Here is a 24,679-nt window from a genome sequence, read left to right as displayed (position 1 = left end):
TATGGTTGAGAGAAATCGTGCGCATGCCGCGCGAGCCTTATGGACGTATCAGGCCGATCTGCCGGGCCAGTTCGGACACCCGCGCGGTGTCCCGCTTGAGCAGCGCCGTGAAGGGCGCGGGACCGCGTTCGGCGGGCGGCGGCGCTTGCGCGGCCAGCTGATCGAGCCGGCCTTTGAATTCCGGGCTGTCTATCACCTTGGAGAGCGCCCGGGCCAATTCGTCGATGACGGCTTTGGGTGTGTCCCTGGGAGCGACCACGCCGTTCCAGATCGTCAGGTCGAATTCCGGCAATCCGCCCTCCGCGAAGGTGGGCACGTCGGGCATCTGCGCCAGGCGCCGGGGCGATGAAACGGCGATCGCCTTGATGCGCTGCGCCTGGTGCAGCGGCATCATGGTGACGGTCTGGTCGATGACGCCGTCTATGACGCCCGCCATCAGGTCGGTAAGGGCGGGGCCCGATCCCCGGTACTGGATGAGTTCGGCCTGGGTGCCCAAGTTGTGCAGGAACAGCCCTTCGGCCAGATGCGCGGTGGTGCCCGGCCCGCCGGATCCGAAGTTGAGCTTCTCCTTGCCGGCTTTCATCCGCGCGAGCATGGAAGGAAGGTCCTGGATGCCGCTCTTGTTGCTGACCGACAGCACCATGGGCACGTTGGCGACAGTACTGACCGGCGCCAGGTCGCGCACCGGGTCGATATCGGCGTTGGGGTAGAGCACCGGGATGATGGCCAGCGACATATTGCTGAACATGAGGGTGTAGCCGTCAGGTTTGGCCTTGAGCAGTTTCTGGAACCCGAGCAGGCCGCCCGCGCCGGTGGTGTTCTCGACGACCACGGTCTGATTGACCGCCGAGGACAGGGAATTGCCTATCAGCCGCGCCAGCGCGTCCAGCGTGCCGCCCGGCGCCACGGGAACGATGATGGTGATGGGCTTGGATGGGAATAGCTGGGCCGCCGCCTGGCCCGCTATCAATAATGCGGCTCCGCAACCTGCGATAAAGCGCAACATGGTTTGTCTCCTTTAGTTTTGTAGTGGTCCTTCTGTTTGCCATACTAGTGACCGGGGCCGCGATGTGCGACCCCGGTTTTGGCATACCAGCCTCGTTGTTTTGGGTATAGGGGGAAGAAGTGTGCGGCCCCCAGGGCTGCTGTTCCGGCTGGAGCACAACCGGGGGATTGAAGAGACGCGGCAATTGGTGCAAACTATCATCGCGTTGACCCAGGATGACATTTACACCGAACTGCGCCTGGCCCTGGGCGAATGGCTGCGGTATGTATTGCTGCCGCGCGCCCTGCCCGAAGTTGATCTTATACACGCTCCCGTGACCTTGACCGAGATCACCGACATGATGACCGAACACTCACGCTCCTGGACGCATCAATGGCGCCAGGAAGGCAGGCAAGAAGGCGAGGGCGCCATGCTCGCGCGCCTGCTGGCCCATAAATACGGGCCTTTGTCCGAGGAAGTCACGCAGCGCCTGCGGCAAGCCACCATCGCCCAACTGGAAACCTGGTCGTTGAATATCCTGGACGCGGACGTGCTGGAAGACGTGTTTCGAGAATAGCTTGGCCGTAGGCCACGGCCCTTACGCTGCAAGGCTTTCCGCGCTCGCGCGCAAAATCTGCATTCTCTTAGCGCTTTGACGCATCGACGGAATTCTGTATCAGGGTTACTACCAACATAGCTTTCGCCTAATCGACTATCAATAAACAGTATTTGATTCACGCACCCGGCGGTCTATACACTCGTTGGCAATCAGAACACCGCGTGTAGTCCATAAATACTGAGGTAGATCGACATGTCAGAAAGCGTCAAAACTATTTTCATCAATGGCAAATGGTCGCAAGCCCACGGCGGCGGCGCGATCGATGTGCTTGCGCCCAGCAATGGCGCGTCCATAGGCAGCATTTCGCGCGGCGTCGCGCAGGACATCGACGCGGCGGTCGCCGCGGCGCGCCAGGCGTTCGAGGGGGTGTGGGGCAATACGGCCGCGGTCGACCGCGGGCGCCTGTTGTCCCGCCTGGGCCTGAAGATAGCCGAGCACGCCGAGGAATTGGCTCAGCTGGAAGCGCTGGACACCGGCAAGGCGATGAAGCTGGCGCGCAGCGACGTGGCCGCCACGGCGCGCTATTTCGAGTACTACGGCGGCGCGGCCGACAAGCTGCATGGCGAGACCATTCCCTTCCTGGAAGGCTATCAGGTGCTCATCATCCGCGAGCCGCGCGGCGTGGCCGGGCACATCATTCCCTGGAACTATCCGGCGCAGATGTTCGGCCGCACCATCGCCGCGGCGCTGGCGGCGGGCAACACCACGGTGCTCAAGCCGGCCGAGGAGGCCTGCCTGAGCATCATCCGCCTGACTGAGCTGGCCCAGGAGGTGGGCATCCCCGCGGGCGTGCTGAATGTGGTGACGGGCTATGGCGAAGAGGCCGGCGCCGCGCTGTCGTCGCATGCCGGCATCGATTTCCTGTCGTTCACGGGGTCGCCGGAAGTGGGCACCCTGATTCAGAAGGCGGCGGCCGATAACCACGTTCCCTGCGTGCTGGAGCTGGGGGGCAAGTCGCCGCAAATCGTGTTCGACGACGCCGATGTCGAGAAGGCGCTGCCCGTCATCGTGGGGGCCATCATCCAGAACACGGGGCAGACCTGCTCGGCCGGCAGCCGCGTGCTGATACAGCGTTCCATCTACGAGGAATTCGTCGCGGCGCTGGCCAAGCGCATCAATGCGGTCCGCGTGGGTTCGCACGAGGCGGACCTGGATTGCGGCCCGGTCATCAGCGCGGTGCAGTGCGAGCGGGTCCAGGGTTTCCTGGACCGCGCCCACGCCGACGGCATCACGGTCATCGGCCAGGGCAAGCTGGACGCCAGCGCGGTAAGCAGCGGCTTCTATGTGAAGCCCACTCTGCTCGGCCCGGTGGACGAAACGCACGAGCTGGCGCAGGACGAGGTCTTCGGCCCCGTGCTGGTGGCCATTCCCTTCGATGACGAGGAGGACGCGCTGCGCATTGCCAACGGCACGGACTTCGGCCTCATCGCGGGCATCTGGTCGGAAAACGGCGCCCGGCAGATGCGCCTGGCCAAGAAGCTGCGTGTCGGCCAGGTCTATATCAATGGCTATGGCGCGGGCGGCGGCATCGAGCTGCCGTTCGGCGGCTTCAAGCGCAGCGGCCACGGGCGCGAGAAGGGTTTCGAGGCGCTGAAGGAATACACCGTTGCCAAGACGATAGTGATCAACCATAAATAAACTGATAATCGGAGACAAATACCATGTTCAAGAACCTCAAGAAATCGAAGCTCGCGGCCCTGCTGGGTTGCGCCGCGCTGGCCATGTCCCTGCAGGCGGCGCCGGCCGGCGCCGCGCCCATGAAGCTGCGCCTGGGCCATGTGTTCGCCATCAACAGCCCGGTGGACCAGGCCAGCCAGGATTTTGCCAGGCTGGTGAAGGAGCGCACCCAGGGCGAAGTGGAAATCACGGTTTTCCCGAACAGCCAGATCGGGGGCGACGAGTCCCTGGCGCGCGATCTGTCGCGCGGCTCGCTGGACCTGGCCTTCATCAACCCGGGTTCCTTGTCGGGCCTGGACCCTTTGCTGGACATCCATTATCTGCCTTACATCGTGACCAGCTTCGATGAGGCGGACAAGATTTTCTACAACCCCAATGGCATTCTGCAAAAGACCCTGCGCGAAACGCTGACGAAGCACCGCATGCAGACCTTGGGCTTTTTCGAGCTGGAGTTCCGCGCGGTGACGAATTCCAAGCATGCGGTGGAGAAGCAGGCGGATCTGCGCGGGCTGAAGCTGCGCGTGCCGGGTTCGGCCGGCATACGCGATTTCTTTATCGCCGCGGGCGCCCAGGCTGTCGCCATGCCTTTCCCTGAGTTGTTCACCGCCCTGCAACAGGGCACGGTGGACGGGCAGGACAACGGCGCCAGCATTACCCATAACTCCCGCCTGTTCGAAGCGCAGAAGTTCATGACCGAGACCAACCATGTCTATGCCATGGGCGCGATTGCGGCAAGCCAGCGCACCTGGGGCAAGTTCGATGACGCGCAGAGGAAGATCCTGCAGGACACGGCCAATGAAGTGGCCGCCAATGAAATCGCGGTCAATCGCAAGTTGAATGCGGAATATATGGGCAAGATAGCGGCCGGCGGCGTGAAGGTGAGCAAGCTGTCGCCCGAGGCGCTGGCCGAGTTCAGAAAAGTGGCCGACGGGGTCTGGACCAAGCTCGAACCGGTGTACGGCAAGGACCGCGTCGAGGCGCTGCGCAAGGAAGTCAAGGCGCTCGGCCGATAGCCGCCGGTACAGGAGATGAACATGGCCGGATGGACCGCTGCCTTCGAGAAGCGCCTTTATTCAATAGAAAACTTCGTATGTTCCATAAGCCTGCTGGTCATGCTGTTCACCGTGGCGTTCGGCGTCTGCATACGCTTCTTTGACCTGCCGGTAGCCAACGTGGCCGAATGGGCCATTGTCGCGATGTCCCCTTTGACCTTCGTGGGCTCGGCGATGTGTTCGCGCATGCAGATGCACATATCGGTGGACTTCATCGAGCAGGCGCGCTCGGTGCTGCTCCGGCGCGCCGCGCATCTGGTGGTGGCGATTCTCATGCTGGCGTTTTCAGTGATCTACGCCTGGCTGGGCTGGAGCCTGTTCGACGACGCCATGCTGTCGAATGAACGCATGCTGGACATGGGGACGCCGCTGTACATACCCGCCTTTTTCTTCTTCGCGGGTATGGTTTTCATGGCCATGCACGGACTGTTCGACCTGGCCCGGTCGGTTTGTTTCAAGCGGCCCTTGTCTTGCGCCGCGGAGGTTGCCCAGTGATAGTCTCTTCCTTGTTGCTTCTGCTGGTATTGGGCGTACCGATAGCCGCCGCTTTTGCGCTGGTCATCATCGCCAATGCCGATGCGTGGAATATCGACCCGTTCTCGCTGGCGGCCATGCCGTTCGACACGGTGTCGAATTTCTCCCTGCTGGCGATCCCGCTATTCCTGCTGGTGGGCGAGCTGATGAACCGTGGCGGCCTGGTGCGGCAGCTGACTTCGGTTTGCGACCTGTTCATGTCCCGCATACGGGCGCCCATGGGCCATATCATGGTGCTGGCCAGCGGCCTGATGGGCGCGATCACCGGCTCGTCCGTGGCGACAGTGGCCGCCATCGGCGGCACGGTCGGCGTGGAAATGCGCCAGCGCGGCTATTCCAAAGGCTACACGGCGGCGCTCAACGCCGCCAGCGGCCTGCTGGGCGTGCTGATCCCCCCTTCGATTCCGCTGATCCTGTACGGGGCGATCGTGGGGGTGTCCATCACCAACCTGTTTATCGCGTCCATCGTGCCGGGCATCCTGACTATCATCGTCTTCATGCTGATCCATTCCGTGCTTTCGAAGCGCGTATTGCCGGGCGGCCAGGAAGTGATGGCCGAATCCGCGCCATCGCCAAAAAGCGCCGGGCCGGTCAGGAAGCTGCCGGTGCTGATGCGCGCCTTGCCGGCCCTGATGCTGCCGGTGCTGGTGCTGGGCGGCATCTATTCGGGCGTGTTCACCGCGACCGAGGCGGCGGCCATCGCGGGCATTTACGCCCTGGCGGTGACCATCCTGTCGCGCCAGGCCTCGACGGGCGACCTCAAGAAGATACTGGAGCACGCCGCGCTGGCGTCCGCCGCGATCCTGGCCATTATTGCCTTTACCAGCATTTTCAACAGGGCGATGATCCTGGAGCAGGTGCCGCAATCCATTACCGAGATCGCCACCAGCTTCACGGGCAGCCCCATCCTGTTCCTGCTGGCCGTCAATGTCGCCCTCCTGCTGGTCGGCATGTTCATGGAAACCAATGCGGCCACCCTGCTGATGGGGCCGCTGCTGGCGCCCGCCGCCATCAATTACGGCATCGATCCGGTCCATTTCGGGGTGATGCTGGTCACCAATATCGAAATCGGGCTGCTGACCCCGCCGCTGGCCGCCAACCTGTATGTCGCCCAACGCACCAATGAAGCGAGGCTGACGGAAATGTTCGGCTACGTGATGTGGTTTCTGGGCGGCTCGCTGATCGTTCTGGGCCTGATTACTTTCGTACCCGCGTTGACGACGTGGTACCAACTTCTTTGAAATAGGTTTAATGACATGTCTGCTATACCTGAGTTCTCCAGGGCCGCTGTTCTAAGAAAGTTCAAGGACCCGCTGAAGATCGAGGAGGTGCCGGTCCCCAAGCATATCGAGCCGCGCGCCGCGCTGGTGAAAATGGAAGCCTGCTCGATTTGCGGCACCGACGTCCACTTGTGGCAGGGCTCGCTGTCGCTGAAGGTGGACCTGCCCGTGATCATCGGCCATGAAATGGTCGGGCGCATTGTGTCGCTGGGCGAGGGCGTGCGCGACGATTCGGTGGGGCAGGCGCTGAAGGTGGGCGACCGCATCGTCTACACCCACACGTCCTGCGGCAGCTGCTTCTTCTGCACGACGGCGCGCCAGCCCACGCTGTGCTCGCATCGCCGCGCCTATATGTACGAAACCATGGAAAAATCGCCGTATCTGCTGGGCGGGTTTTCGGAATACGGCTATGTGCTGCCGGAGTCCGGCCGCCTGAAGGTGCCCGACAGCGTGTCCAGCGAACTGGCCAGTTTGTCCAGCTGCGCCCTGCGCTCGGTGATGAACGCCATGTCGCAGATCGGCAAGATAGAGCCCTATGAAACCGTCGTCATCCAGGGCGCGGGGCCGCTGGGCCTGCTGGCCACGGCCAATGCCAAAGTGCGCGGGGCGCGCAAGGTCATCGTCATCGGCTCGCCGGCCGCCCGCCTGGAAATGGCCCGCGAGTTCGGCGCCGACGAATGCATCCCCGTGGAAGGCACGACGGCGCAGGAGCGGCTGGATCGCGTGCTCGCCCTGACCGAAGGGCGCGGCGCGGACATCGTCATGGAGTTCACCGGCGTGCCGGCCGCCTTCAACGAAGGCCTGCAGCTGGCGCGCAAGGGCGCGAAGTACCTGATCGTGGGCCAGCTGGGCGAAGGCAAGACGGAAATGCAGCCTTCGATGATCGTCAAGAAGAACATCAATGTGATCGGCTCTTTTTCCGGCGACGCGCGCAGCTATTCGCTGGCCCTGCAGTTCATCGACAAGCACCAGGCAAACTTCCCGTTCGAGAAAATGATTACCGGGCGCTACAAGCTCGACGACGTGAACCTGGCGATGGAACGCATGAAGAGCTATCAGGAAATCAAGCCGGTAATCAGTTTTTGAGCAGGGACAGGCAATGAAGAAATTTGACCCTAAGCAGGACGGCCCGCTGAAGGATGTGCGGGTGCTGGATTTGTCGCGCTTGGTGGCGGGCAATATGCTGACTTTGTTCCTGGCGGATTTCGGGGCCGACGTCATCAAGATCGAGCGCGAGGGCAAGGGCGACGACCTGCGCAACTGGCGCGAGGCCGACGAGCCTATTTACTGGAAGGTGTATGGGCGCAACAAGCGCTCAGTGGTGCTGGACCTGAAGTCCGGCGACGGCTTGTCGGCCTTGAAGCGCCTGGTTCGCCATTCCGATGTTTTCGTCGAAAACTTCGTGCCGGGCGGCCTCGAGAAAATGGGGCTGGCGCCCGAGCTGCTGCTGGAAATCAACCCCCGGCTGGTGATCGTGCGGGTGTCCGGCTGGGGGCAGACCGGGCCATACAGCCACAAGCCCGGCTTTGGCACGCTGGTGGAGGCGATGTCCGGCTTCGCCTTCCTGAACGGCTACGCCGACAAGCCGCCCGCGCTGCCGCCCCTGGCGCTGGCCGACATGATCGCCGGCATCTACGGCGCGGCCGGGGTGCTGACCGCCTTGCGCGTGGCCGAGCGCGAAGGCAAGGGCCAGGTGGTGGACCTTTCCTTGTTCGAACCTATCTTTTCCTTTATTTCGTCCGAGGCGCTGAAGTACCAGCTGGTCGGCGAACCGACCATACGCTCGGGCAACCAGTCCTCGCATACCGCGCCGCGCAATGTCTATATCTGCAGCGACGGCAAATATGTGGCGATGTCGGGATCGATGCAGTCCATGGCGCTGCGGATTTTCGACACGATAGGCCGGCCCGACCTGAAGACGCACGAGAAGTTCTGCGACAACGATGCGCGCGTCAGGCACAAGGACGAGCTCGACCAGATCATCGGCGCTTTCATCGCCGGCCGCACGCAGCAGGAAAACCTGGATGTCTTCGAGCAGGCGGGCGTCACCGTCGGGCCGGTTTGCTCGGTCGCCGACCTGGTGGACCATCCCTATGTGGTGGGGCGCGAGGCCATGGTGTCGCTGGAAGACGCCGACCTTGGCCATATCACCGCGCATAATATTATCCCGCGCCTGGGCGCGACTCCCGGCGGTTTCCGCCGGCCCGCGCCCGGCCTGGGCGAACATACCGGAGAAGTCCTGCGCGAGCTGGAGCAACTGGATGCCATTCAAGCAAGCGAGCGTTCCCATGTCTGATATCAATCTCTGGCGTTCCATACTGTTCGTGCCGGCGGTCAACGACCGCTACGTGGAAAGCGCCATGCGCCGGCCCGCCGATGTGCTGCAGATCGACCTGGAAGACAGCGTCGCGCCGGACGACAAGGCCCTGGCCCGCGGCCGCGTGCGCGGTATCGCGCGCAAATTCGCCGCCGCCGGCTATGACGTGACGGTGCGCATCAACAGGCCCTGGCGCATGGCCCTGCCCGATATCGAGCAGTCGGTCGGCGCCGACGTCGCCGCGCTGACGCTGCCCAAAGTGCCCGATGCGGCCTATGTCCGCTACATCGGCGAGATCCTCGACGAGTGCGAGGCGGAGCAAGGGCTGGCTATCGGCCATACCCGCCTGATCGCCATGGTCGAAGACGCCGAGGGCCTGGCCAATATGGCGCAGATCGCCGCCGCCGGCCCGCGGGTCTGCGCAATGATAGTCGGCGCCGAGGACCTGGCCGCCAATATGCGCATGGCCGTAAGTGAAGACACGCTGTATATCCCCAACGCCATGGCCGTGGCGTCGTGCCGGCGCGCCGGCATCGTGCCGATAGGCTTTGTCGGATCGGTGGCCGACTTCAATGACGCCGACGAGTTCCGCCGCAAGATCACGCGCGCCCGGGGCCTGGGCTTCGACGCCGCGTTCTGCATACACCCCAGGCAGGTCGAGATCGTGAACGAGGAATTCTCGCCCAAGCTCGCCGATGTCGAAAACGCGCGGCTGCTGATCGCCGAATTCGAAAAGCAGAAAGCGCTGGGCAAGGCGGCGTGCACGTACAATGGCCGCATGGTGGACTTGCCGGTCGTGCTGCAGGCGCGCCAGCTGGTGGAGCGCTACGCGGCCTACCAGCAACGCCCGGGCAGCCGCTGAAAGCGCCGGCCCCGGCAAGGGCGGCAAGGGCCTGTGTGTCCAGCCGGGGCGGGCAGGCTGGCGGGTTGGGGCTGGCGGCCAGGCAGGGGACGGCGTGGGCGCATGCCGGCATGCCGGCCGGGCCGGTCGACAAAGCGAAAGGATGAGACCACAGGCAGTATGAATTTACGTCAGCTATCGTATTTTATTGCGGTTGCCGAGCAGCGCTCCATCATCAAGGCGGCGCAGCTGCTGCACATATCGCAGCCGGCCATCAGCACCCAGATCAAGCTGCTGGAAGAAGAACTGGAAGTGCAGTTGTTCGAGCGGCGCCAGGAAGGCACCATCCTCACGCCGGAAGGCAAGGACTTCCACAGCTACGCGCGCGTCGCGCTGGACACCCTGGACGCCGCCAAGGCCAGCCTGCGTTCGCGCCAGGTGACCGAAGTCGGCACCGTGACGGTCGGCATACCCGGTTCGCTCAGCCCCTTGCTGACCTTGTCGCTGATCGAGCAGGTCCGCGAGCGCTGCCCCAATATCAAGATCAAGGTCGTGACCGGCCTTTCCGGCCACCTGGCGAAATGGATCATGGACGGCACGATAGACTTCGGCCTGGTCTACAGCAGCTCCCCCGTCATAGGCCTGGATTTCGAGCTGCTGATGAAAGAGCAGCTGTTCCTGGCGGTGCACAGCAAGAACGCCGGTCCGATAGAGGACATGTGCGTCAATGGCGATATTTCCTGCGCCAGCCTGCGCCATGTGCCTCTGGTCATGCCCAGCCGCGAGCACGGCCTGCGGGCGCTGGTCGAAAAAGTCGCCGCCAGCGTCGGCGTCAAGCTCAATGTGCGCACCGAGCTGGACGCGCACGAACTGCTGCTGGAATGCGTGCTGCGCACGACCGACGCCACCATCCTGTCGCTCGCGGCCCTCAAGAACATACGGATCCCCCAAGAGGAGATCTTCACCGCCCACATCACCGATCCCGTCATCGAGCGCCGCGTCTGCCTGGCGTATGCGACGGACCGGCCCCTGACCCGCACCGCCCGCCGCGTCGAAGTCATACTGCGCGAGCTGCTGAAGACCGAATCGGGCGCGGGCTGGTGGCGGTTCGCGACGATCAACGATTAGGAAGGCTTCCAGGGCTTGCGGCAGTACCGGCGGCCGCCGCGCGCTGACCACGCCTGGCGCGAACGCAGGCTGGCCTCGGCCGCTTTTTGCGCGCCGCCGCGGCCTGGGACTAACCCTAGCCTGGGCCAATACACCGTATCAGTACAAACCCTGGGAGTCCCGCGGGCTTGCCAGGAGAAGCCCCCTTCCCGAGGCGTTTCTATAACCTTTTGGAATACGCTTAGCCTTTAATGGACTTTGACTCACATCCTTTGCAAACTTAGGATGAGCTTTCGTTGCAGCCACATTAACTGAAATGAGAGCAAAGCCATGAAATCGAGAACTCTGTCAGTAGTGACTTCCGCCATGCTGCTCTTGGGCGCCGGACTGGCGTCCCAGGCCTGTGCGCAGGGCGCCGGGCGGCCCATGCTGCGAGTCAGCTCCGGCGCGTCCGACAACGCTACGCTGGACCCGCATCGCGCCACATCGACCGCCGACAAAGGTGTCGTCAGCCAGATGTTCGGGGCCCTGGTACGCTTTCCCCCGGGCAGCGCCGACCCGTCCAGGCTCGAGCCCGATCTGGCGGAACGCTGGGAATCGTCGAGCGACAGCAAGGTATGGACTTTCCATCTGCGCAAGGGCGTCAAATTCCATGGCGATTACGGCGAGCTCAAGGCTGAGGACGTCGTGTATTCGCTGCAGCGCGCGGCGGACCCCAAGCGTTCGAGCTTCGCCGCCACCTTCAATGGCGTGGACAAGGTCGAGGCGGTGGATGAATACACCGTGCGCATCACGCTCAAGTATCCGGACGCCGCCTTCCTCGGGCGCGTGTCCGACTACCACGGCGGCAATATCGTCAGCAAGAAAGCCGGCGAAGAGCTCGGCGCCAAATTCGGCGCTTCTCCTGTCGGCACCGGCCCGTTCGCCTTCAGCAAGCACGTGACCCAGCAATACGTGGAGCTGTTGGCGAACGACCAGTACTATCGCGGCAAGCCGAAACTGGCGGGCATCACGTATCGCATGATTCCGTCGGACAGCGCCCGCGACCTGGCCTTCTCGTCGGAGGAAATCGACATCATCCAGGGCAAGCGCGAGCAGCGCTGGGTGGAGCGCGCGCGCAAGCGCGGGGTCAATGTGGACATCTTCGAGCCTTCCGAATTCCGCATCTTGCACATCAACCGCAACATAAAGCCCCTGGACAATATAAAGGTCCGCCAGGCAATTGCCGAAAGCGTCGATGTCGATGAAATCGTGCGCTACGCCGGCAAGGACGTCGCGTCGAAAGGCTGTTCGATAGTGCCCGAGGGCTATCTTGGCCATGATTGCGGCGCGGGATCATACAAGTACGACATCGAGCACGCCAAGGCGCTGCTGGCCGAAGCCGGCTTTCCCAAAGGCCTGGAAATCAAATCCATCGTATCCAATATTTCGGCGCAGCTGCCTATCATGGAAATCGTGCAGTCCCAGTTGGCGAAGGCGGGCATCAAGCTGGACATGGAAGTCGTCGACCATGCCACCTACCAGGCGCGCAGCCGCCAGGACCAAAGCGCCATCGTTTTCTACGGCGCCGCCCGCTTCCCCAATGCCGACGCCTATCTGTCCGAGTTTTTCGATTCGGCGGCGCAGATCGGTTCGCCGGCCGCCATGTCCAACTTCTCGCACTGCTCGGTGGCTGATGAAAGCATACGCGCCGCGCGCGTCGAACCCGATGCCGCCAGGCAGCTGGCGTTGTGGAAGGACGCCCAGGCCAGGATCCACGACGACGTTTGCGGCATTCCGCTATTCGGATTGAAGCAGGTCTGGGCGCATGGCAAGAATGTCGACTATGGCTACGAACTGAAAGGCGCGCTGAACCTGGCGCCGCCCGTCACGGAACAGACTTCCGTAACGGCTGATTGACCGCCGGCCGCCGCGCAGCCTTTATTGACCATGAAGCAGCTCATCCGACACTTCCTGCGCCACCAGGCGGGCTTCCTGCATGAAGGCCTCTATCAGGCTTGCATTGCGGGATGCCCGCACGCTGCACAGTTGAAACTTGAAGAAGATCTCGGGGTCGAAGCGGCGCAAGGCGATGCGCCCGCGCGTGCCTTCGGCGAACAGCGGATGAATCAGCGAAACGCCCAGGCCCGCGGCGACAAATTCGCAAACCGTCGGCGCCGTCACGGTGTCCAGCACGCTGTTCAGCTCGGCGCCCACCGCGCTGAATGCCTTCCTGACCAGTTGATCCGTCTGGCTGCCTGTGGCGAACGAAACGAAAGGCAGGCCATCCAGGTCCCCGGCGCGGATTATCCTTTTCTTGGTAAGCGGGTGGTCGATGTGCATGGCGCAGAACAATGGCGACGAAATCAGCGGCTCGCGATCGATGTAGGGATTTTCCACGCGGCTGCCCACCAGGGCGACATCGATCTGCCTTGTGACCAGCCAGTCGGCCAGGAACTGGGAGCTGCGGGTCTGGATGGAGACATGGACATTGGGATGGGCTTTCATGAAGTTCATGGTCACGCGGCGCACGAAAGACCCGGACAAGGCCGGCATGACGCCGATTTCCAGATGCCGCTGCTCGTCGCGCCGGATGGAGTCTATCGCCTGCTCGACCTGCCTGAGGCCGGCGAATATGCGGTCGATCTCCTCATACAGCCGCATGCCATGGCGGGTGGGGGCCAGCTTGCCGCGCACCCTGTCGAACAGGGCGAGCCCGGTGTCTTCCTCGAGCTTGACCAGTTGCTTGCTGACAGCGGGCTGGGACACGAACAGCGCCTCGGCGGCGCGGCTGACCGTGCCGTGCTCGATCACCGCCTTGAAAGCTTCGACCTGCCGCAGATTGAGCGATTTTTTCATACTCCGACCCATGAAAGTCCATATGACCAAGCCTGATTATGACGCAATCGTCGTCGGCGCCGGCATGGTCGGAGCCGCCATCGCTTATGGCCTGGCGGGCCGGGGCAGGAAAATCCTGGTGCTGGACGGGGCGGATGCGGACTTTCGCGCCGCCAAAGCCAACTTCGGGCTTGTATGGGTGCAAGGCAAAGGCTATGGCAATCCGGCCTACCAGCGGCTGTCGCGGGACGCGGCGCAGTTATGGCCGGCGTTTGCCGCCGAGCTTACCGAAGAAACAGGCATATGCCTGGATTACGAGAACAAGGGAGGCGTGAACTTCTGCCTGGGCGAATCCGAGCTGGGCGCGCGCGCGCTGCGCTTGTCGCAGTGGCGCCGGCAATTGCCCGAATGCGCTCCCTGTGCCGAAATGCTCGATCGGGTGGCGCTGGAAAAGCTCCTGCCCGGCGCGCGCCTCGGGCCGGACGTAAGCGGCGCCAGCTTCAGCGCCATGGACGGCCATGTGAACCCCTTGCGGCTGTTGGCCGCGCTGCATAAAGGCCTGGTCTCGCGCGGCGCGGCGCTGCTGGGCAATCACGCTGTGGAAGGCATCGATCCCTTGCCCGCCGGCGGGTTTTCGCTGCGCGCGGGATCCCGGCGCTTCGATGCGGCGCAATTCGTCATCGCCGCGGGACTGGGGTCCGCGGCGCTGGGCCCCATGGTGGGGCTGGACGTGCCGCTGCGGCCCCAGCGCGGCCAGATCCTGGTCACCGAACGCCTGGCGCCGGTATTGCCATTGCCGGCCAGCGGCATCCGCCAGACGGGCGAAGGCACGGTCATGATAGGGGTGACCCAGGAAGAAGTCGGATTCGATTGCGGCACTACGAGCGCCGCGGCCGCCAGCATGAGCAGCCGGGCCATACGCATCCTTCCGGACCTGGCGCGCGCGCGCCTGATAAGGCAATGGGCATGCCTGCGCATCATGACCCCCGACGGCTGTCCGGTCTACGCGGAATCGGCCATCCACCCCGGCGCCTGGATCGCGCTCTGCCATTCCGGCGTGACGCTGGCGTCTTTTCATGCCACATCGCTGGCCAGTTCCCTGAGCGATTCGATGCTGCATAGCGACCTGAACTTCTTTCATCATGGGCGATTCCATGTTTCGTAAACTGAATGATCCCGGCGCGCAAGCGCTTTCCCTGACCATAGACGGCGTGCCCGTCAAGGCCGAAGCCGGCGAAACGGTTGCCGCGGTGCTGTTGCGGCAGGCCGTGCCCATCGCCCGCAGCACGCCGGTGCGCGGCAGCCCGCGCGCGCCTTATTGCATGATGGGCGTGTGCTTCGACTGCCTGGCCATTGTGGATGGCGTCGCGTCCACGCAGACCTGCATGCTGCCGGTGCGCGACGGCATGCGGGTGGAGCGCCAGCAGGGCAAGCGGAGCATCACATCATGACGCGCCAATACGACCTGGTGATCATAGGCGCGGGGCCCGCCGGGATGAATGCGGCGATCCGGGCCCGCGGCCATGGTCTGAGCGTTTTGCTGGTCGACGAGCAGCCCGCGCCCGGAGGCCAGATCTGGCGGGCCGTGGAAACCGTGGCGGATACCCCCACCGGCATGCTGCTGGGCGAGGAATACCGCGCCGGGTCGGCCCTGGCGCGAGCCTTCCGGAATTGCGGCGCCGAATACCAGCCCGGCACGCAAGTGTGGCAGATAGAGCGGGGCTGGCATGTCTACATGAGCCGCGATCAGCAGGCCGAAATCGTGGCGGCGGACAATGTGCTGCTCGCCACGGGGGCGCAGGAAAGGCCCGCGCCGTTTCCGGGATGGACGCTGCCCGGCGTGATGACGGTGGGCGCGGCCCAGATCGTGTTGAAGACTTCGAATCAGGTGCCGGCCGAGCCGGTATGGATAGCCGGCAGCGGCCCCTTGGTGCTGCTCTACATGGCGCAGTTGCTGAAGGCTGGCGGGAAAATCGCCGGCTGGCTGGATACGGCGCCTCCGGGCGCCTGGAGGCGCGGCCTGCCTTATTTCCTGAAGGCGGTGGGCAGCTGGCGCGATATGCGCAAGGGCTACGGCTGGATGCGCGAACTGCGCGCCGCGGACGTGCCCGTCATCCGGGGCGTCAGGCAGTTCCGGGCCGAAGGCGAAGGCCGGCTTGCGCATATCGTCTACGAAAGCCATGATGGCGCCGCGCACCGCGTGCCGGCCGGCCTGCTGCTGGTGCATGAGGGCGTGGTGCCGTCCATACACATGACCAAGGCGCTCGAATGCAAGCATGTCTGGCTGACGGAGCAGGCCTGCCTGGCGCCCGAGCTCGATGCCTGGGGTGAAACCAGCCAGGCCGGGCTGTTCGTGGCCGGCGACGGCGCCGGCATCGGAGGGGCGCGCGCGGCCGAAGCCCGCGGCGAACTGGCGGCGCTTGGCGCGGCGATCCGCGCCAAGAAAGTCTCGCCGGAAACCGCGGCGCGGGCGGCCGCCCCCCTGCGCAGGAAACTGGCCGCGCAGCTTGCCATACGGCCCATGCTGGATGCGATGTATCCGCCCCGCGCCAGCCTGTCCGCCCCATCGGACGACACCATCGTATGCCGCTGCGAAGAGCTGACCGCGGGCGATATCCGGGCGGCGGCCAAGATAGGCCATCCCGGGCCTAACCAGATCAAGTCCTTTACCCGGGCGGGCATGGGCCCCTGTCAGGGGCGGCAGTGCGGCTACACCATCGCCCACATACTTGCCGCCGAGCAGAACTGTCCCGTCGCCGAGGTGGGATTCTTCCGGATCCGGCCGCCCCTCAAGCCCTTGACCATAGGCGAGCTCGCGTCCCTGGATATCGGGGGCGGCGAGCCATGACGCATTCCGTCTACGATGTCGTGGTCATAGGCGGGGGCCTGCATGGCCTGTCCGCCGCCATGCACCTGGGCCGGGAGGGCAAGCGCGTCATCCTCATCGAGCGCGCCTGGGTGGGGCGCCATGCCTCCGGCGCGACCGCCGCCGGCGTGCGCACCCTGAATCGGGACCTCGGCGAACTGGACCTGTCCCTGGAAGCCATGGAAATGTGGCACGGGCTGGCCGCGCTGGTCGGGGATGATTGCGGCTTTCATGCGCATGGCCAGATCTGCGTGGCCGAAACCCAGCCTACGCTGGATCAGTTGGCCGCGCGCGTGGATGCTTTGCGGCGCGGCGGCTACACCCACGAGGAAATCATAGGTCCCGATGAGTTGCGGCGCCTTTTGCCCGCCCTTGGGGCGCGCTGCGTAGGCGCCTCGGTGGCGCGGCGCGATGGCGCGGCCGACCCGCATCGCGCTTTGCTGGCCTTCCGCAGAAGCGCCGAAGCCGCCGGCGTGGTCATCATGGAACAATGCGGCGTGGACGGTATCGAGCCGCGCGGCGGCGACTGGGCGGTGCGCACCAGCCGCGGGGTGTGGGTCGCGCCGGCCATCGTGAACGCCGCGGGCGCCTGGTCGGGCCGCATCGCGGCCATGATAGGGGACGACATCCCGCTAGCCACGAAGTCGTCGATGATGATGGTCAGCGAGCGCCTCGCGCCTTTCATCAAGCCCGTCGTGTCCATCGCGGGCCGTTCGCTGTCGTTCAAGCAGGCGGACCAGGGCACCCTGGTCATAGGCGGCGGGCTGCAGGGCATACCCGATCTGGACAAGGAAACTTCGACGGCGCGTATGCGTGTGCTGGCCCAGGGCGCGCGCGCCGCCGCGGATCTGTTCCCCGATGTGCGCAACATCCGCATCGTGCGGGTCTGGGCCGGGCTGGAGGCGAAAACCCAGGACATGCTGCCCGTGGTCGGCGCATCCCCCCATGCCGCGGGGGTATTCCATGCTTTCGGCTTTTCCGGCCACGGTTTCCAGCTGGTTCCCGTAGTGGGCGCCGCGCTGGCCGATCTGATCGTGCGCGGCTCGACCCGGCGGGCGATCCAGAACCTGGCGGCGCAACGGCTCATGGCGGCCGAACCCGCGCGGGACATGCCCAAGGAGAAGTCCTCATGATGCGTTTTGCAATCAAGCGCCTGCTGCTGGCCATTCCGACCCTGCTGGCCATGTTGACGGCCGTGTTCATACTGGTGCGCCTGGTGCCGGGCGACCCCGCGGCCGTCATGCTGGGGGACCAGGCCAGCGCCGAAGCGCTGGACGCGCTGCGCGCGCAGCTGGGGCTGAACCAGCCGGTATACATACAGTATCTGGATTTCCTGGGCGACATATTCACCGGCAACCTGGGGGTCTCGATGTCCAGCGGCAAAAGCGTGCTCCAGGAGGTCGCATCGGTGCTGCCCTGGACGATACAGCTGACGGCCGCCGCCATCCTGGTCGGCACGGTGTTCGGCCTGCCGCTGGGCATGTGGGCCGCGCTGCGGCGCAATTCCTGGCCCGATTACTTCGGACGCTTGCTGTCCCTTACGGGCCTGTCTTTTCCCGCTTTCGTTTCAGCCATCCTCATGCTGCTGGTGTTCGCCATCCAGCTCGGCTGGTTTCCCGTCATCAGCTCGACCCGCTCCGGCGACTGGGGGACCCAATTGCGCAACCTGGCGCTGCCCGCCTTCAATCTGGGGCTGATCATGATGGCCTATGTGATGCGGGTGACCCGTTCGTCCATGCTCGGGGTCCTGGGGGAAGACTATATACGCACCGCGAGGGCCAAGGGGGTCCGTCCCTTGCGGCTGATCGTGCGCCACGGCCTGCGCAATGCGCTGATTCCCATCGTGACGGTGGTCGGCCTGTATTTCGGCACCCTGATCGGCAATTCGGTGTTGACGGAAATCGTCTTCAACCGGCCCGGCTTGGGCAAGCTGATCCTGGGCGCCCTGAATGTGCGCGACTACACCTTGCTGCAAGGACTGATGATAGTGTTCGCCACCTGCGTGATCCTCGTCAATCTTTTGACCGATTTGATATACGGGCTTGTAGACCCGAGGGTGAAGTATCAATGAGCGCCACCGTTTCCATTGCCTCCCGCCCCAATGCGCTTTGGCTGGCGCTGAGCAAGAATCGCCTGTCCTGGATAGGGCTGGGGCTGCTGCTGTTGATCGTATTCACGGCGCTGTTCGCGCCCTGGCTTGCCCCCCACGATCCCCTGCAGCAGAACATCGCCTATCGCCTGGAGCCGCCTTCGGCCGAGTTCTGGCTGGGGACGGACAGCTATGGGCGCGACGTCCTGTCCCGCCTCATATACGGGTCGCGCGTATCGCTGCTGGTGGGCTTTGTGGCCATCCTCATCGCCATGACGATAGGCTCGGCGCTGGGGGTTCTCGCCGGCTATATCGGGGGATGGCTCGACCGGCTGACCATGGGGCTGGTGGATGTGCTGCTGTCCTTTCCCACGCTGGTGCTGGGGCTGATGATCGCGGCCATGCTGGGCGCCAGCCTGGAAAACCTCATCATAGCCATCGCCATTACCGAAATCGCGCCTTTCGTGCGCGTGGCGCGGGCGCCCACCATTGCATTGAAACAGCGCGATTTCATCGAAGCCGGCCGCGCGCTGGGCTACAGTCCGCTGCGCCTGATGGGCGTGCATATCGTGCCCAACATGATTTCCGACGTGGTGGTATTGGGTTCTTTGTGGATGGCCTCGGCCATACGCACCGAGGCCTCGCTGAGCTTCATCGGCCTGGGCGTGCCCCCGCCGACCGCCACCTGGGGCAGCATGATACGCGAAGGCTTCGAGAACATCCTGGATGCCTGGTGGCTGACGGTATTCCCCAGCGTGGCGATTCTATTGACGGTGCTTGCCCTGAACTTGCTGGGCGACGCCTTGCGGGACGCCATCGACCCCAAACTTCGCTCGGATTGATCATGCCGGCAGACACCCCCATCCTTGAGCTTCGCGAGGTCAGCACGGAATTCCGTGTCGGCGGAAAATGGTATCCGGCGGTTCGCCGGGTTTCGCTGTCGGTCGCCAAAAACGAAACGCTGGCCATCGTCGGCGAATCCGGCAGCGGCAAGAGCGTGACGGCCTTGTCGATATTGCGCCTGATGCCGGAGACCGGGGCGCGCCAGGGCGGAGGCGAAATCCTGCTGGAGGGCCAGAACCTGAGCAAGCTGTCGGAAAAACAGATGTCCAGGCTGCGCGGCAACGCCATTGCGATGATTTTCCAGGAACCCATGACCTCGCTCAACCCGACGATGAGAATCGGCGACCAGATCGCCGAGGCGGTTCGCCAGCATCGCAAGCTGGGCTGGGAAGAAGCGCGCAAGATAGCGCTGGACGTGCTGGAGGAAGTCAAGATCCCCGCCGCGAAGAAACGCTTCAACGACTATCCCCATCAGTTTTCCGGCGGCATGCGCCAACGGGTGATGATCGCGATCGCGCTGGCCTGTAAGCCCAAGGTGCTGCTGGCCGATGAGCCGACCACGGCGCTTGACGTAACGATCCAGGCGCAAATCCTCACCCTGCTGGACGACTTGAAGAACGCCTATGGCATGTCGGTGGTGTTCATCACCCATAACCTGGGCGTCGTGGCCCAGATCGCGGACCGCGTCGCCGTCATGTACGGCGGCGAAATCGTCGAACTGGCGGATGTGAATTCGCTTTTCGCCCATCCCGAGCACCCTTATACGGAAGCATTGCTGCGGGCGATGCCCCGCGTCGATTCCGACGCCGCCGTGCTCGAACCCATACCGGGCAGCGTGCCGGCCATTACCGCCATGCCCGCCGGCTGCGCGTTCGCGGCGCGCTGCCCGCTGCGCGAACCCATATGCGAAGCTCAGCATCCGCCTCTGGCCGAGTTGCCGGGCAGCGGCCACCAAGTGCGCTGCTTCGTGCGCGCCAGGCAGGCAAAAGGACAGGCATGAGCACTCTTCTGCAAGTACGCAATCTGATCAAGCGCTTCGAAAGCGGGGGCGGCTGGCTGAGCGGGCCCAAGCAGATCGTCAGGGCCGTCAACGACGTATCGTTCGACGTCGCCCGCGGGCAATCGATCGGGCTGGTCGGCGAATCCGGCTGCGGGAAATCCACCGTCGCGCGCACGCTGCTGCGATTGATCGAACCCGATTCGGGCTCCATCACCTTCGACGGCGCCGACTTGCGGCAGGCAAGCGCCGGCGACCTGCGGCGGCTGCGCCAGCGCATCCAGATTATCTTCCAGGACCCTTTTGCGTCCTTGAACCCGCGGCGCACCGTGCGCCAGGCGCTATCCGAGCCCTTGCGCGTGCATCATCTCGGCAATGCGCAGGAAATCGCCGCGAAGATATCGAGGACCGTCGACGAAGTCGGCTTGCCGCAGTCCGCCCTGGACCGCTATCCGCACGAGTTTTCCGGCGGCCAGCGCCAGCGGATAGGAATCGCCCGCGCGCTGGTGCTGGACCCTGAACTGATCGTGGCGGACGAACCCGTCTCGGCGCTGGACGTCTCCGTGCAGGCGCAAATCCTGCAACTGCTCGAGCGCTTGAAGACCGAGCGGCGGCTGTCGTTCGTCTTCGTTTCGCATGACTTGGGCGTGGTGCGCCATTTCTGCGACGAAGTCTGTGTGATGTACCTGGGCCGGATAATCGAAAGCGGTCCCACCAGGAGGGTGCTGGACGGCCCCTTGCACCCATACAGCCGCGTCCTGAGAGACTGCTCGCCGGTGCCTGATCCCGCGGCGCGCATAAAGCTGTCCAGAATTACCGGCGAAGTCCCGGCTCCCACCAACCTGCCGCCCGGCTGCCCCTATCACCCCCGCTGCGCGCGCATGCAGGCCGAATGCCGGGAGAAACTGCCGGAGCTGGCAAGCCTCGCGCCCGACCGGCGCGCCGCATGCTTCTTTCCTTTGAATGATTGAAGGGGGCGCGCATTCACGCGCGTGGTGGTGCGCATGAATGCGCCATGACATTCAAAAAAGGTCTGGACAGTCCATTTTTTTCTCGATATAGTCTCTTCACTGGTCCGACCTCTGACCTCAGGCCAGGCCTGGACCCTCACGAACCTTTAAAAAATTACCGGCTGCGCTATGACGACCATGGAACAAAACGCTGACTTTGCGGGCTATGCCCGGCTCGACAAGCAGAACATCCCTCAGCAGATTGTGAATCAAATCCAAGAGCACATTGCCGCGCAAAAATTGAAGACCGGCGATCAGTTGCCTTCGGAACGCGAACTGGCCATCCAGTTGAATGTAAGCCGTTCCGCCGTTCGCGAGGCGGTAAAGATACTGGTGAGCATCGAGATTCTGGAGGTCAAGCATGGCCTGGGCACGTTTGTGAAAGAACCCCAGCTGCGGCCCTTGACCGATTTGTCCCTGGTGGAAGACGGGGTGAAAAAAATGTTGATGCGCCAGGCCATCGAAGTCCGGGCGCTTATAGACGTTGAAGTCACGCGGCTGGCCGCCATGCATGCAACGCCCGCGGATATCAAGGACCTCGAAGATTATCTTGCCATGAGCGTGGTCGAACCCATGAAGTCCAAACGCAAATACGGGCATGACCTGGGGTTCGAAAAAATAATAGCAAAAGCCGCCAAGAATATTTATCTCAGCGAGCTGCAGAAAAAAGCGCATTCCTTTTTCGAGGAAGCCTGGAACAGTGGCGGTTTCATTCCCCGGAAGGCTGAAGAGCGGAATATCCAGCACCGGGAGATTGTCGACGCAATCAAAAACAAGAATCCCGACTTGGCTGTGAGGCTCATGAAAGAGCACATGAATATAAATATATAAAAAAATATAAACAATATGGAGACAAAATGGAAAACCTCAGGCATGGGTTGCTGAAGTACGGCTGGACGTCGGGCTTGATATTGGTATTAGGCTTTCTGATCGTCTATCCCATCTTGATGCTGTTGTACGGATCGATGAGCACGGGAAACCCGGTCACAGGCAATCTCGGCCATCAATTGTCAATCAAGGCATTTCTTGATGTCGTGGTCGACCCCGGCGTATTGCGGGCAACGTGGAACACTCTGGTCGTATGTTTCGGAGGCACTCTTCTTGCCGTGTGCTTCGGCCTGTTTTTCTCGTGGGTGACCGCAAGGACCAACACGCCATTCCGGAAGACCATAGAGGCTGTAAGCATCATGCCCTTGCTCATACCGCCGCTGGTGGCGGGCATTGCATGGTCTATTCTGGGCTCCCCCAAAACAGGCATGATCAACGTTTTGCTGAATGTGCTTGGGCTGGATTGGGAGATCAATTTCTATTCCTCATGGGGAATCATAGTCATCTTCGGGATTTACTATGCGCCCTATGTGTACATGTTCACGTCTTCCGCGCTGAAGAACATGGACCCGGCGCTTGAGGAAGCCGCGGCAATTTCTGGCGTTTCCACCTTCAAGACGATTTTCAACATCACCTTTCCATTGATTCTGCCGGCGATAATCGCCGGCACCATGCTGTCGTTTGTCGTAATGCTCGGCATATACGGTATTCCCGCCGTCCTGGGAACACCGGCAAAGATCAATGTTCTTACCACCTATATTTACGAGCTCATTTCAGGCGCCCCGCCTCTTTATAACAAGGCGGCGGCGACATCTATCATATTGATAGCCGTGACCGCCGTAGCGGTGATGATTCAGCAGCGAATGCTCAAGGGAAAGTCCTTTGTCACCGTCTCGGGCAAGGCTTTCAAGCCGCGGCTTATTGACCTGGGCAGGTGGAAATACCTGACTTTCTCCATTTCTTTTATTTATTTGATCCTCGCGGTCATCCTGCCCACTTTCGCGCTGCTGGTCGGCTCGTTCAGAAACTTCCTGTACATACCGAACATCGAATCCGTGTTCGACCCCTCCGCCTATTCATTCACACACTTCGCCAGGCTGTTTTCCAATAGCCTGACGCTGCTGTCTCTGGTCAACACATTAAAGATAGGTGTGATTACAGCAGTGGTGGGAGGCCTCATTTCTTTTGCCATCGGGTACACCGTATACCGGACCAAGCTTCCATTCAGGAATTTTATTGACATAGTTTCCACGCTGCCTATCGCAATACCGGGTCTCGTGATTGGTATTGCCTACCTGTGGGCCTGGATATCACTGCCCGGCGGGATCTACGGCTCTATATGGATACTGGCCTTGGCGTTTGTCGCCCGCTTCATTCCGGACACGGTCAAGTCATTATCGACTTCGCTGATGCAAGTCCACAAGGAACTCGAGGAAGCTTCCTTTATTTGCGGGCAGGGCTTGCTCACGACCATCCGCAAAATAATCCTGCCGCTGATTGCTCCCGGCCTGATTTCATCGATGAGCCTGCTATTCATTCTCTCCATACGCGAACTGGGATCGTCGCTGTTTTTGTATTCAAGCAGCACCTTGCCAATGTCCGTCCTGCTGGTCAATTTATATGAAGGAGGTGATATAGGCGTCACGGCCGCATTCAGTGTCGTCCAAACATTAATTCTAGTTGTCGTTGTTCTATTTACCACCATAGTTGCTCGCAATATGAGCATCACGTCTAAAGTGTAGGAGACAAGACATGTATAACATTGATCAAGCCGATACAAAAACAAAAAGGATGGGGCTGGTTCCTAGATTGTTGCTGGGAGCATTGCTCGCGGGGATGGGCTTCACCGTGAACGCCGCCGCGGCCGGCGCCGCCTTTGGAGGCGCCGGCCTCATCGCCGCGGCAGAGAAAGAGGGCAAGCTGGTCCTATACACAGCCAATCAACTGGAATCTGAACAGGACCTGGTGGCCGCCTTCAACAAACGCTTTCCCAATGTCAAAGTGGAAATCGTCAGGGCGCCCGGAAGCCGCCTGGCAACACGCATCGAAACCGAAGTGGCGGCCAATAAACTGACCGCCGATGTCATCGATATGTCCGACCGCGGCCTGGTCGCGAGCTTCCAGGAGGTTTTCGCGGATTATGCTCCGCCGAACGCAAACCTTTACCCGGCCAAGACCAAAGATTTGAAGAATCTCTGGCCCAAGACTTCCTGGGGCTTCGTGATTGCCTACAACGTGCCGTCGGGTGTTGAACCGCCGAAATCATGGAAAGACCTTGCCGATTCGAAATACGAGGGAAAAGTCGGCATCGTCGTCGCCAATTCCGGCGGCTCCACATGGACCCGGGCAATGTTCGAACGCCAGGAACTGGGAGAAGACTATTGGGCCAGGCTGGCCGCCAACAAGCCGGTGCTGTATCCAAGCGGCGCTCCGGCGGCGAGCGGAATCGTGCGGGGCGAAGTTCTATTGGGGGGAGTCCAGTCAAACGCGGTCATCCCGTCGATCAAGAAGGGCTCGCCCTTGAAGGTCGTGTATCCGCCAGAAGGCATTCCCGTCACGACATCGGTGGCCGGTGTGGTAAAGACCGCCGCGCATCCCAATGCGGCAAGGCTTTATATGAATTGGGTCCTGTCCCAGGAAGGGCAGTCGGCATGGGTTACGCAAGGGGGCGGATTCTCGGTCCTGGAAGGGGCGCCGCAGCCTGACGGGGCCTCGGCCAGCACCAAGCTATGGATTCCGGATGCGAAGGAATACATTGCGCTGCGGACTCAGTGGATAAGCGATTGGGATAAAACCTTTAACCATAAATAAGGGATA

Annotated in this window: 23 protein-coding genes; 21 read left to right on the top strand and 2 right to left on the bottom strand. The window is 62.5% G+C overall.

Translation table 11 applies throughout. From position 1 onward, the window contains the following. Positions 1-37: 37 nt before the first annotated feature. Positions 38-1,006 (bottom strand): Bug family tripartite tricarboxylate transporter substrate binding protein, encoded by a 969-nt coding sequence (locus tag BUB23_RS23315; RefSeq protein ID WP_073108776.1) that lies wholly within the window; start codon positions 1,004-1,006, stop codon positions 38-40. A 121-nt stretch (positions 1,007-1,127) separates the two neighbouring features. On the opposite strand from BUB23_RS23315, the gene BUB23_RS23310 reads away from it, so the two are divergent. The 10 genes from BUB23_RS23310 (at position 1,128) to BUB23_RS23265 (ending at position 12,311) form a co-directional block, all read left to right on the top strand. Next, positions 1,128-1,562 (top strand): DUF4351 domain-containing protein, encoded by a 435-nt coding sequence (locus tag BUB23_RS23310; protein WP_143161104.1) that lies wholly within the window; start codon positions 1,128-1,130, stop codon positions 1,560-1,562. Positions 1,563-1,796: 234 nt separating this feature from the next. Then, positions 1,797-3,242 (top strand): aldehyde dehydrogenase family protein, encoded by a 1,446-nt coding sequence (locus BUB23_RS23305; protein ID WP_073108771.1) that lies wholly within the window; start codon positions 1,797-1,799, stop codon positions 3,240-3,242. 23 nt (positions 3,243-3,265) lie between these two features. Beyond that, positions 3,266-4,294: a TRAP transporter substrate-binding protein gene (locus BUB23_RS23300; RefSeq protein WP_073108768.1), complete on the top strand. Its 1,029-nt coding sequence runs from the start codon at positions 3,266-3,268 to the stop codon at positions 4,292-4,294. Between the two features lie 21 nt (positions 4,295-4,315). Then, positions 4,316-4,828 carry a TRAP transporter small permease gene (locus BUB23_RS23295; RefSeq protein ID WP_073108765.1) on the top strand — a complete coding sequence of 171 codons (513 nt, stop codon included), beginning with the start codon at positions 4,316-4,318 and terminating at the stop codon, positions 4,826-4,828. Continuing rightward, positions 4,825-6,108 (top strand): TRAP transporter large permease, encoded by a 1,284-nt coding sequence (locus tag BUB23_RS23290; protein ID WP_073108762.1) that lies wholly within the window; start codon positions 4,825-4,827, stop codon positions 6,106-6,108. The genes BUB23_RS23295 and BUB23_RS23290 overlap by 4 nt, the downstream gene beginning before the upstream one ends. 15 nt (positions 6,109-6,123) lie before the next feature. Next, the gene (locus BUB23_RS23285) at positions 6,124-7,233 is read left to right on the top strand and encodes a zinc-binding dehydrogenase (protein WP_073108759.1); all 1,110 of its coding nucleotides are present in this window, start codon (positions 6,124-6,126) and stop codon (positions 7,231-7,233) included. Between the two features lie 13 nt (positions 7,234-7,246). Continuing rightward, positions 7,247-8,443, top strand: coding sequence for a CaiB/BaiF CoA transferase family protein (locus tag BUB23_RS23280; protein ID WP_073108756.1), 1,197 nt, complete (start codon positions 7,247-7,249; stop codon positions 8,441-8,443). Next, positions 8,436-9,326 carry an HpcH/HpaI aldolase/citrate lyase family protein gene (locus BUB23_RS23275; protein WP_073108753.1) on the top strand — a complete coding sequence of 297 codons (891 nt, stop codon included), beginning with the start codon at positions 8,436-8,438 and terminating at the stop codon, positions 9,324-9,326. The genes BUB23_RS23280 and BUB23_RS23275 overlap by 8 nt, the downstream gene beginning before the upstream one ends. Positions 9,327-9,485: 159 nt before the next feature. Continuing rightward, entirely contained in the window at positions 9,486-10,433 is a 948-nt protein-coding gene (locus BUB23_RS23270; RefSeq protein WP_073108750.1) for a LysR family transcriptional regulator, read from the top strand. 309 nt (positions 10,434-10,742) lie between these two features. Continuing rightward, positions 10,743-12,311, top strand: coding sequence for an ABC transporter substrate-binding protein (locus BUB23_RS23265; protein WP_073108747.1), 1,569 nt, complete (start codon positions 10,743-10,745; stop codon positions 12,309-12,311). Positions 12,312-12,332: 21 nt separating this feature from the next. Here the strand turns inward: BUB23_RS23265 and BUB23_RS23260 are convergent, their stop codons facing one another. Further along, entirely contained in the window at positions 12,333-13,250 is a 918-nt protein-coding gene (locus tag BUB23_RS23260) for a LysR substrate-binding domain-containing protein (RefSeq protein WP_073108744.1), read from the bottom strand. 22 nt (positions 13,251-13,272) lie between these two features. Between BUB23_RS23260 and BUB23_RS23255 the strand changes: the two genes are divergently transcribed. The 11 genes from BUB23_RS23255 to BUB23_RS23205 all read left to right on the top strand — a co-directional run bounded on the left by BUB23_RS23255 (position 13,273) and on the right by BUB23_RS23205 (position 24,673). Next, positions 13,273-14,394 carry an NAD(P)/FAD-dependent oxidoreductase gene (locus BUB23_RS23255; RefSeq protein WP_073108741.1) on the top strand — a complete coding sequence of 374 codons (1,122 nt, stop codon included), beginning with the start codon at positions 13,273-13,275 and terminating at the stop codon, positions 14,392-14,394. Beyond that, positions 14,384-14,680, top strand: coding sequence for a (2Fe-2S)-binding protein (locus BUB23_RS23250; protein ID WP_073108863.1), 297 nt, complete (start codon positions 14,384-14,386; stop codon positions 14,678-14,680). The genes BUB23_RS23255 and BUB23_RS23250 overlap by 11 nt, the downstream gene beginning before the upstream one ends. Then, positions 14,677-16,077, top strand: a complete 1,401-nt coding sequence (locus BUB23_RS23245; protein WP_073108738.1) for an NAD(P)/FAD-dependent oxidoreductase — start codon at positions 14,677-14,679, stop codon at positions 16,075-16,077. The genes BUB23_RS23250 and BUB23_RS23245 overlap by 4 nt, the downstream gene beginning before the upstream one ends. Then, entirely contained in the window at positions 16,074-17,228 is a 1,155-nt protein-coding gene (locus BUB23_RS23240; protein ID WP_073108735.1) for an NAD(P)/FAD-dependent oxidoreductase, read from the top strand. The genes BUB23_RS23245 and BUB23_RS23240 overlap by 4 nt, the downstream gene beginning before the upstream one ends. Beyond that, positions 17,225-18,166, top strand: coding sequence for an ABC transporter permease (locus BUB23_RS23235; RefSeq protein WP_073108732.1), 942 nt, complete (start codon positions 17,225-17,227; stop codon positions 18,164-18,166). The genes BUB23_RS23240 and BUB23_RS23235 overlap by 4 nt, the downstream gene beginning before the upstream one ends. After that, complete coding sequence (locus BUB23_RS23230; RefSeq protein WP_073108729.1) at positions 18,163-19,026, top strand: ABC transporter permease; 864 nt, start codon at positions 18,163-18,165, stop codon at positions 19,024-19,026. The genes BUB23_RS23235 and BUB23_RS23230 overlap by 4 nt, the downstream gene beginning before the upstream one ends. A 2-nt stretch (positions 19,027-19,028) precedes the next feature. After that, entirely contained in the window at positions 19,029-20,027 is a 999-nt protein-coding gene (locus tag BUB23_RS23225; RefSeq protein ID WP_073108726.1) for an ABC transporter ATP-binding protein, read from the top strand. Next, a complete protein-coding gene (locus BUB23_RS23220; RefSeq protein ID WP_073108724.1) occupies positions 20,024-20,995 on the top strand; it encodes an ABC transporter ATP-binding protein in 972 nt (323 codons plus the stop codon). The genes BUB23_RS23225 and BUB23_RS23220 overlap by 4 nt, the downstream gene beginning before the upstream one ends. A gap of 177 nt (positions 20,996-21,172) precedes the next feature. Then, positions 21,173-21,865, top strand: a complete 693-nt coding sequence (locus BUB23_RS23215) for a FadR/GntR family transcriptional regulator (RefSeq protein ID WP_178372389.1) — start codon at positions 21,173-21,175, stop codon at positions 21,863-21,865. A gap of 26 nt (positions 21,866-21,891) precedes the next feature. Then, positions 21,892-23,604 carry an ABC transporter permease gene (locus tag BUB23_RS23210; protein ID WP_073108719.1) on the top strand — a complete coding sequence of 571 codons (1,713 nt, stop codon included), beginning with the start codon at positions 21,892-21,894 and terminating at the stop codon, positions 23,602-23,604. 10 nt (positions 23,605-23,614) lie between these two features. Then, a complete protein-coding gene (locus BUB23_RS23205) occupies positions 23,615-24,673 on the top strand; it encodes an ABC transporter substrate-binding protein (protein ID WP_218599137.1) in 1,059 nt (352 codons plus the stop codon). Positions 24,674-24,679: the final 6 nt, after the last annotated feature.

This window comes from Pollutimonas bauzanensis, assembly GCF_900129885.1.
GTDB classification, from domain to species: Bacteria; Pseudomonadota; Gammaproteobacteria; order Burkholderiales; family Burkholderiaceae_B; genus Pollutimonas; species Pollutimonas bauzanensis.
This window is presented reverse-complemented; position numbering and strand designations above follow the sequence as displayed.

Coding starts and splice junctions, on each gene's coding strand:
- BUB23_RS23295 (WP_073108765.1), top strand. CDS start 4,316: ATGGCCGGATGGACCGCTGCCTTCGAGAAGCGCCTTTATTCAATAGAA.
- BUB23_RS23235 (WP_073108732.1), top strand. CDS start 17,225: ATGATGCGTTTTGCAATCAAGCGCCTGCTGCTGGCCATTCCGACCCTG.
- BUB23_RS23315 (WP_073108776.1), bottom strand. CDS start 1,006: ATGTTGCGCTTTATCGCAGGTTGCGGAGCCGCATTATTGATAGCGGGC.
- BUB23_RS23215 (WP_178372389.1), top strand. CDS start 21,173: ATGGAACAAAACGCTGACTTTGCGGGCTATGCCCGGCTCGACAAGCAG.
- BUB23_RS23245 (WP_073108738.1), top strand. CDS start 14,677: ATGACGCGCCAATACGACCTGGTGATCATAGGCGCGGGGCCCGCCGGG.
- BUB23_RS23300 (WP_073108768.1), top strand. CDS start 3,266: ATGTTCAAGAACCTCAAGAAATCGAAGCTCGCGGCCCTGCTGGGTTGC.
- BUB23_RS23305 (WP_073108771.1), top strand. CDS start 1,797: ATGTCAGAAAGCGTCAAAACTATTTTCATCAATGGCAAATGGTCGCAA.
- BUB23_RS23270 (WP_073108750.1), top strand. CDS start 9,486: ATGAATTTACGTCAGCTATCGTATTTTATTGCGGTTGCCGAGCAGCGC.
- BUB23_RS23205 (WP_218599137.1), top strand. CDS start 23,615: ATGTATAACATTGATCAAGCCGATACAAAAACAAAAAGGATGGGGCTG.
- BUB23_RS23240 (WP_073108735.1), top strand. CDS start 16,074: ATGACGCATTCCGTCTACGATGTCGTGGTCATAGGCGGGGGCCTGCAT.
- BUB23_RS23210 (WP_073108719.1), top strand. CDS start 21,892: ATGGAAAACCTCAGGCATGGGTTGCTGAAGTACGGCTGGACGTCGGGC.
- BUB23_RS23265 (WP_073108747.1), top strand. CDS start 10,743: ATGAAATCGAGAACTCTGTCAGTAGTGACTTCCGCCATGCTGCTCTTG.
- BUB23_RS23230 (WP_073108729.1), top strand. CDS start 18,163: ATGAGCGCCACCGTTTCCATTGCCTCCCGCCCCAATGCGCTTTGGCTG.
- BUB23_RS23255 (WP_073108741.1), top strand. CDS start 13,273: ATGACCAAGCCTGATTATGACGCAATCGTCGTCGGCGCCGGCATGGTC.
- BUB23_RS23250 (WP_073108863.1), top strand. CDS start 14,384: ATGTTTCGTAAACTGAATGATCCCGGCGCGCAAGCGCTTTCCCTGACC.
- BUB23_RS23225 (WP_073108726.1), top strand. CDS start 19,029: ATGCCGGCAGACACCCCCATCCTTGAGCTTCGCGAGGTCAGCACGGAA.
- BUB23_RS23285 (WP_073108759.1), top strand. CDS start 6,124: ATGTCTGCTATACCTGAGTTCTCCAGGGCCGCTGTTCTAAGAAAGTTC.
- BUB23_RS23220 (WP_073108724.1), top strand. CDS start 20,024: ATGAGCACTCTTCTGCAAGTACGCAATCTGATCAAGCGCTTCGAAAGC.
- BUB23_RS23260 (WP_073108744.1), bottom strand. CDS start 13,250: ATGAAAAAATCGCTCAATCTGCGGCAGGTCGAAGCTTTCAAGGCGGTG.
- BUB23_RS23275 (WP_073108753.1), top strand. CDS start 8,436: ATGTCTGATATCAATCTCTGGCGTTCCATACTGTTCGTGCCGGCGGTC.
- BUB23_RS23280 (WP_073108756.1), top strand. CDS start 7,247: ATGAAGAAATTTGACCCTAAGCAGGACGGCCCGCTGAAGGATGTGCGG.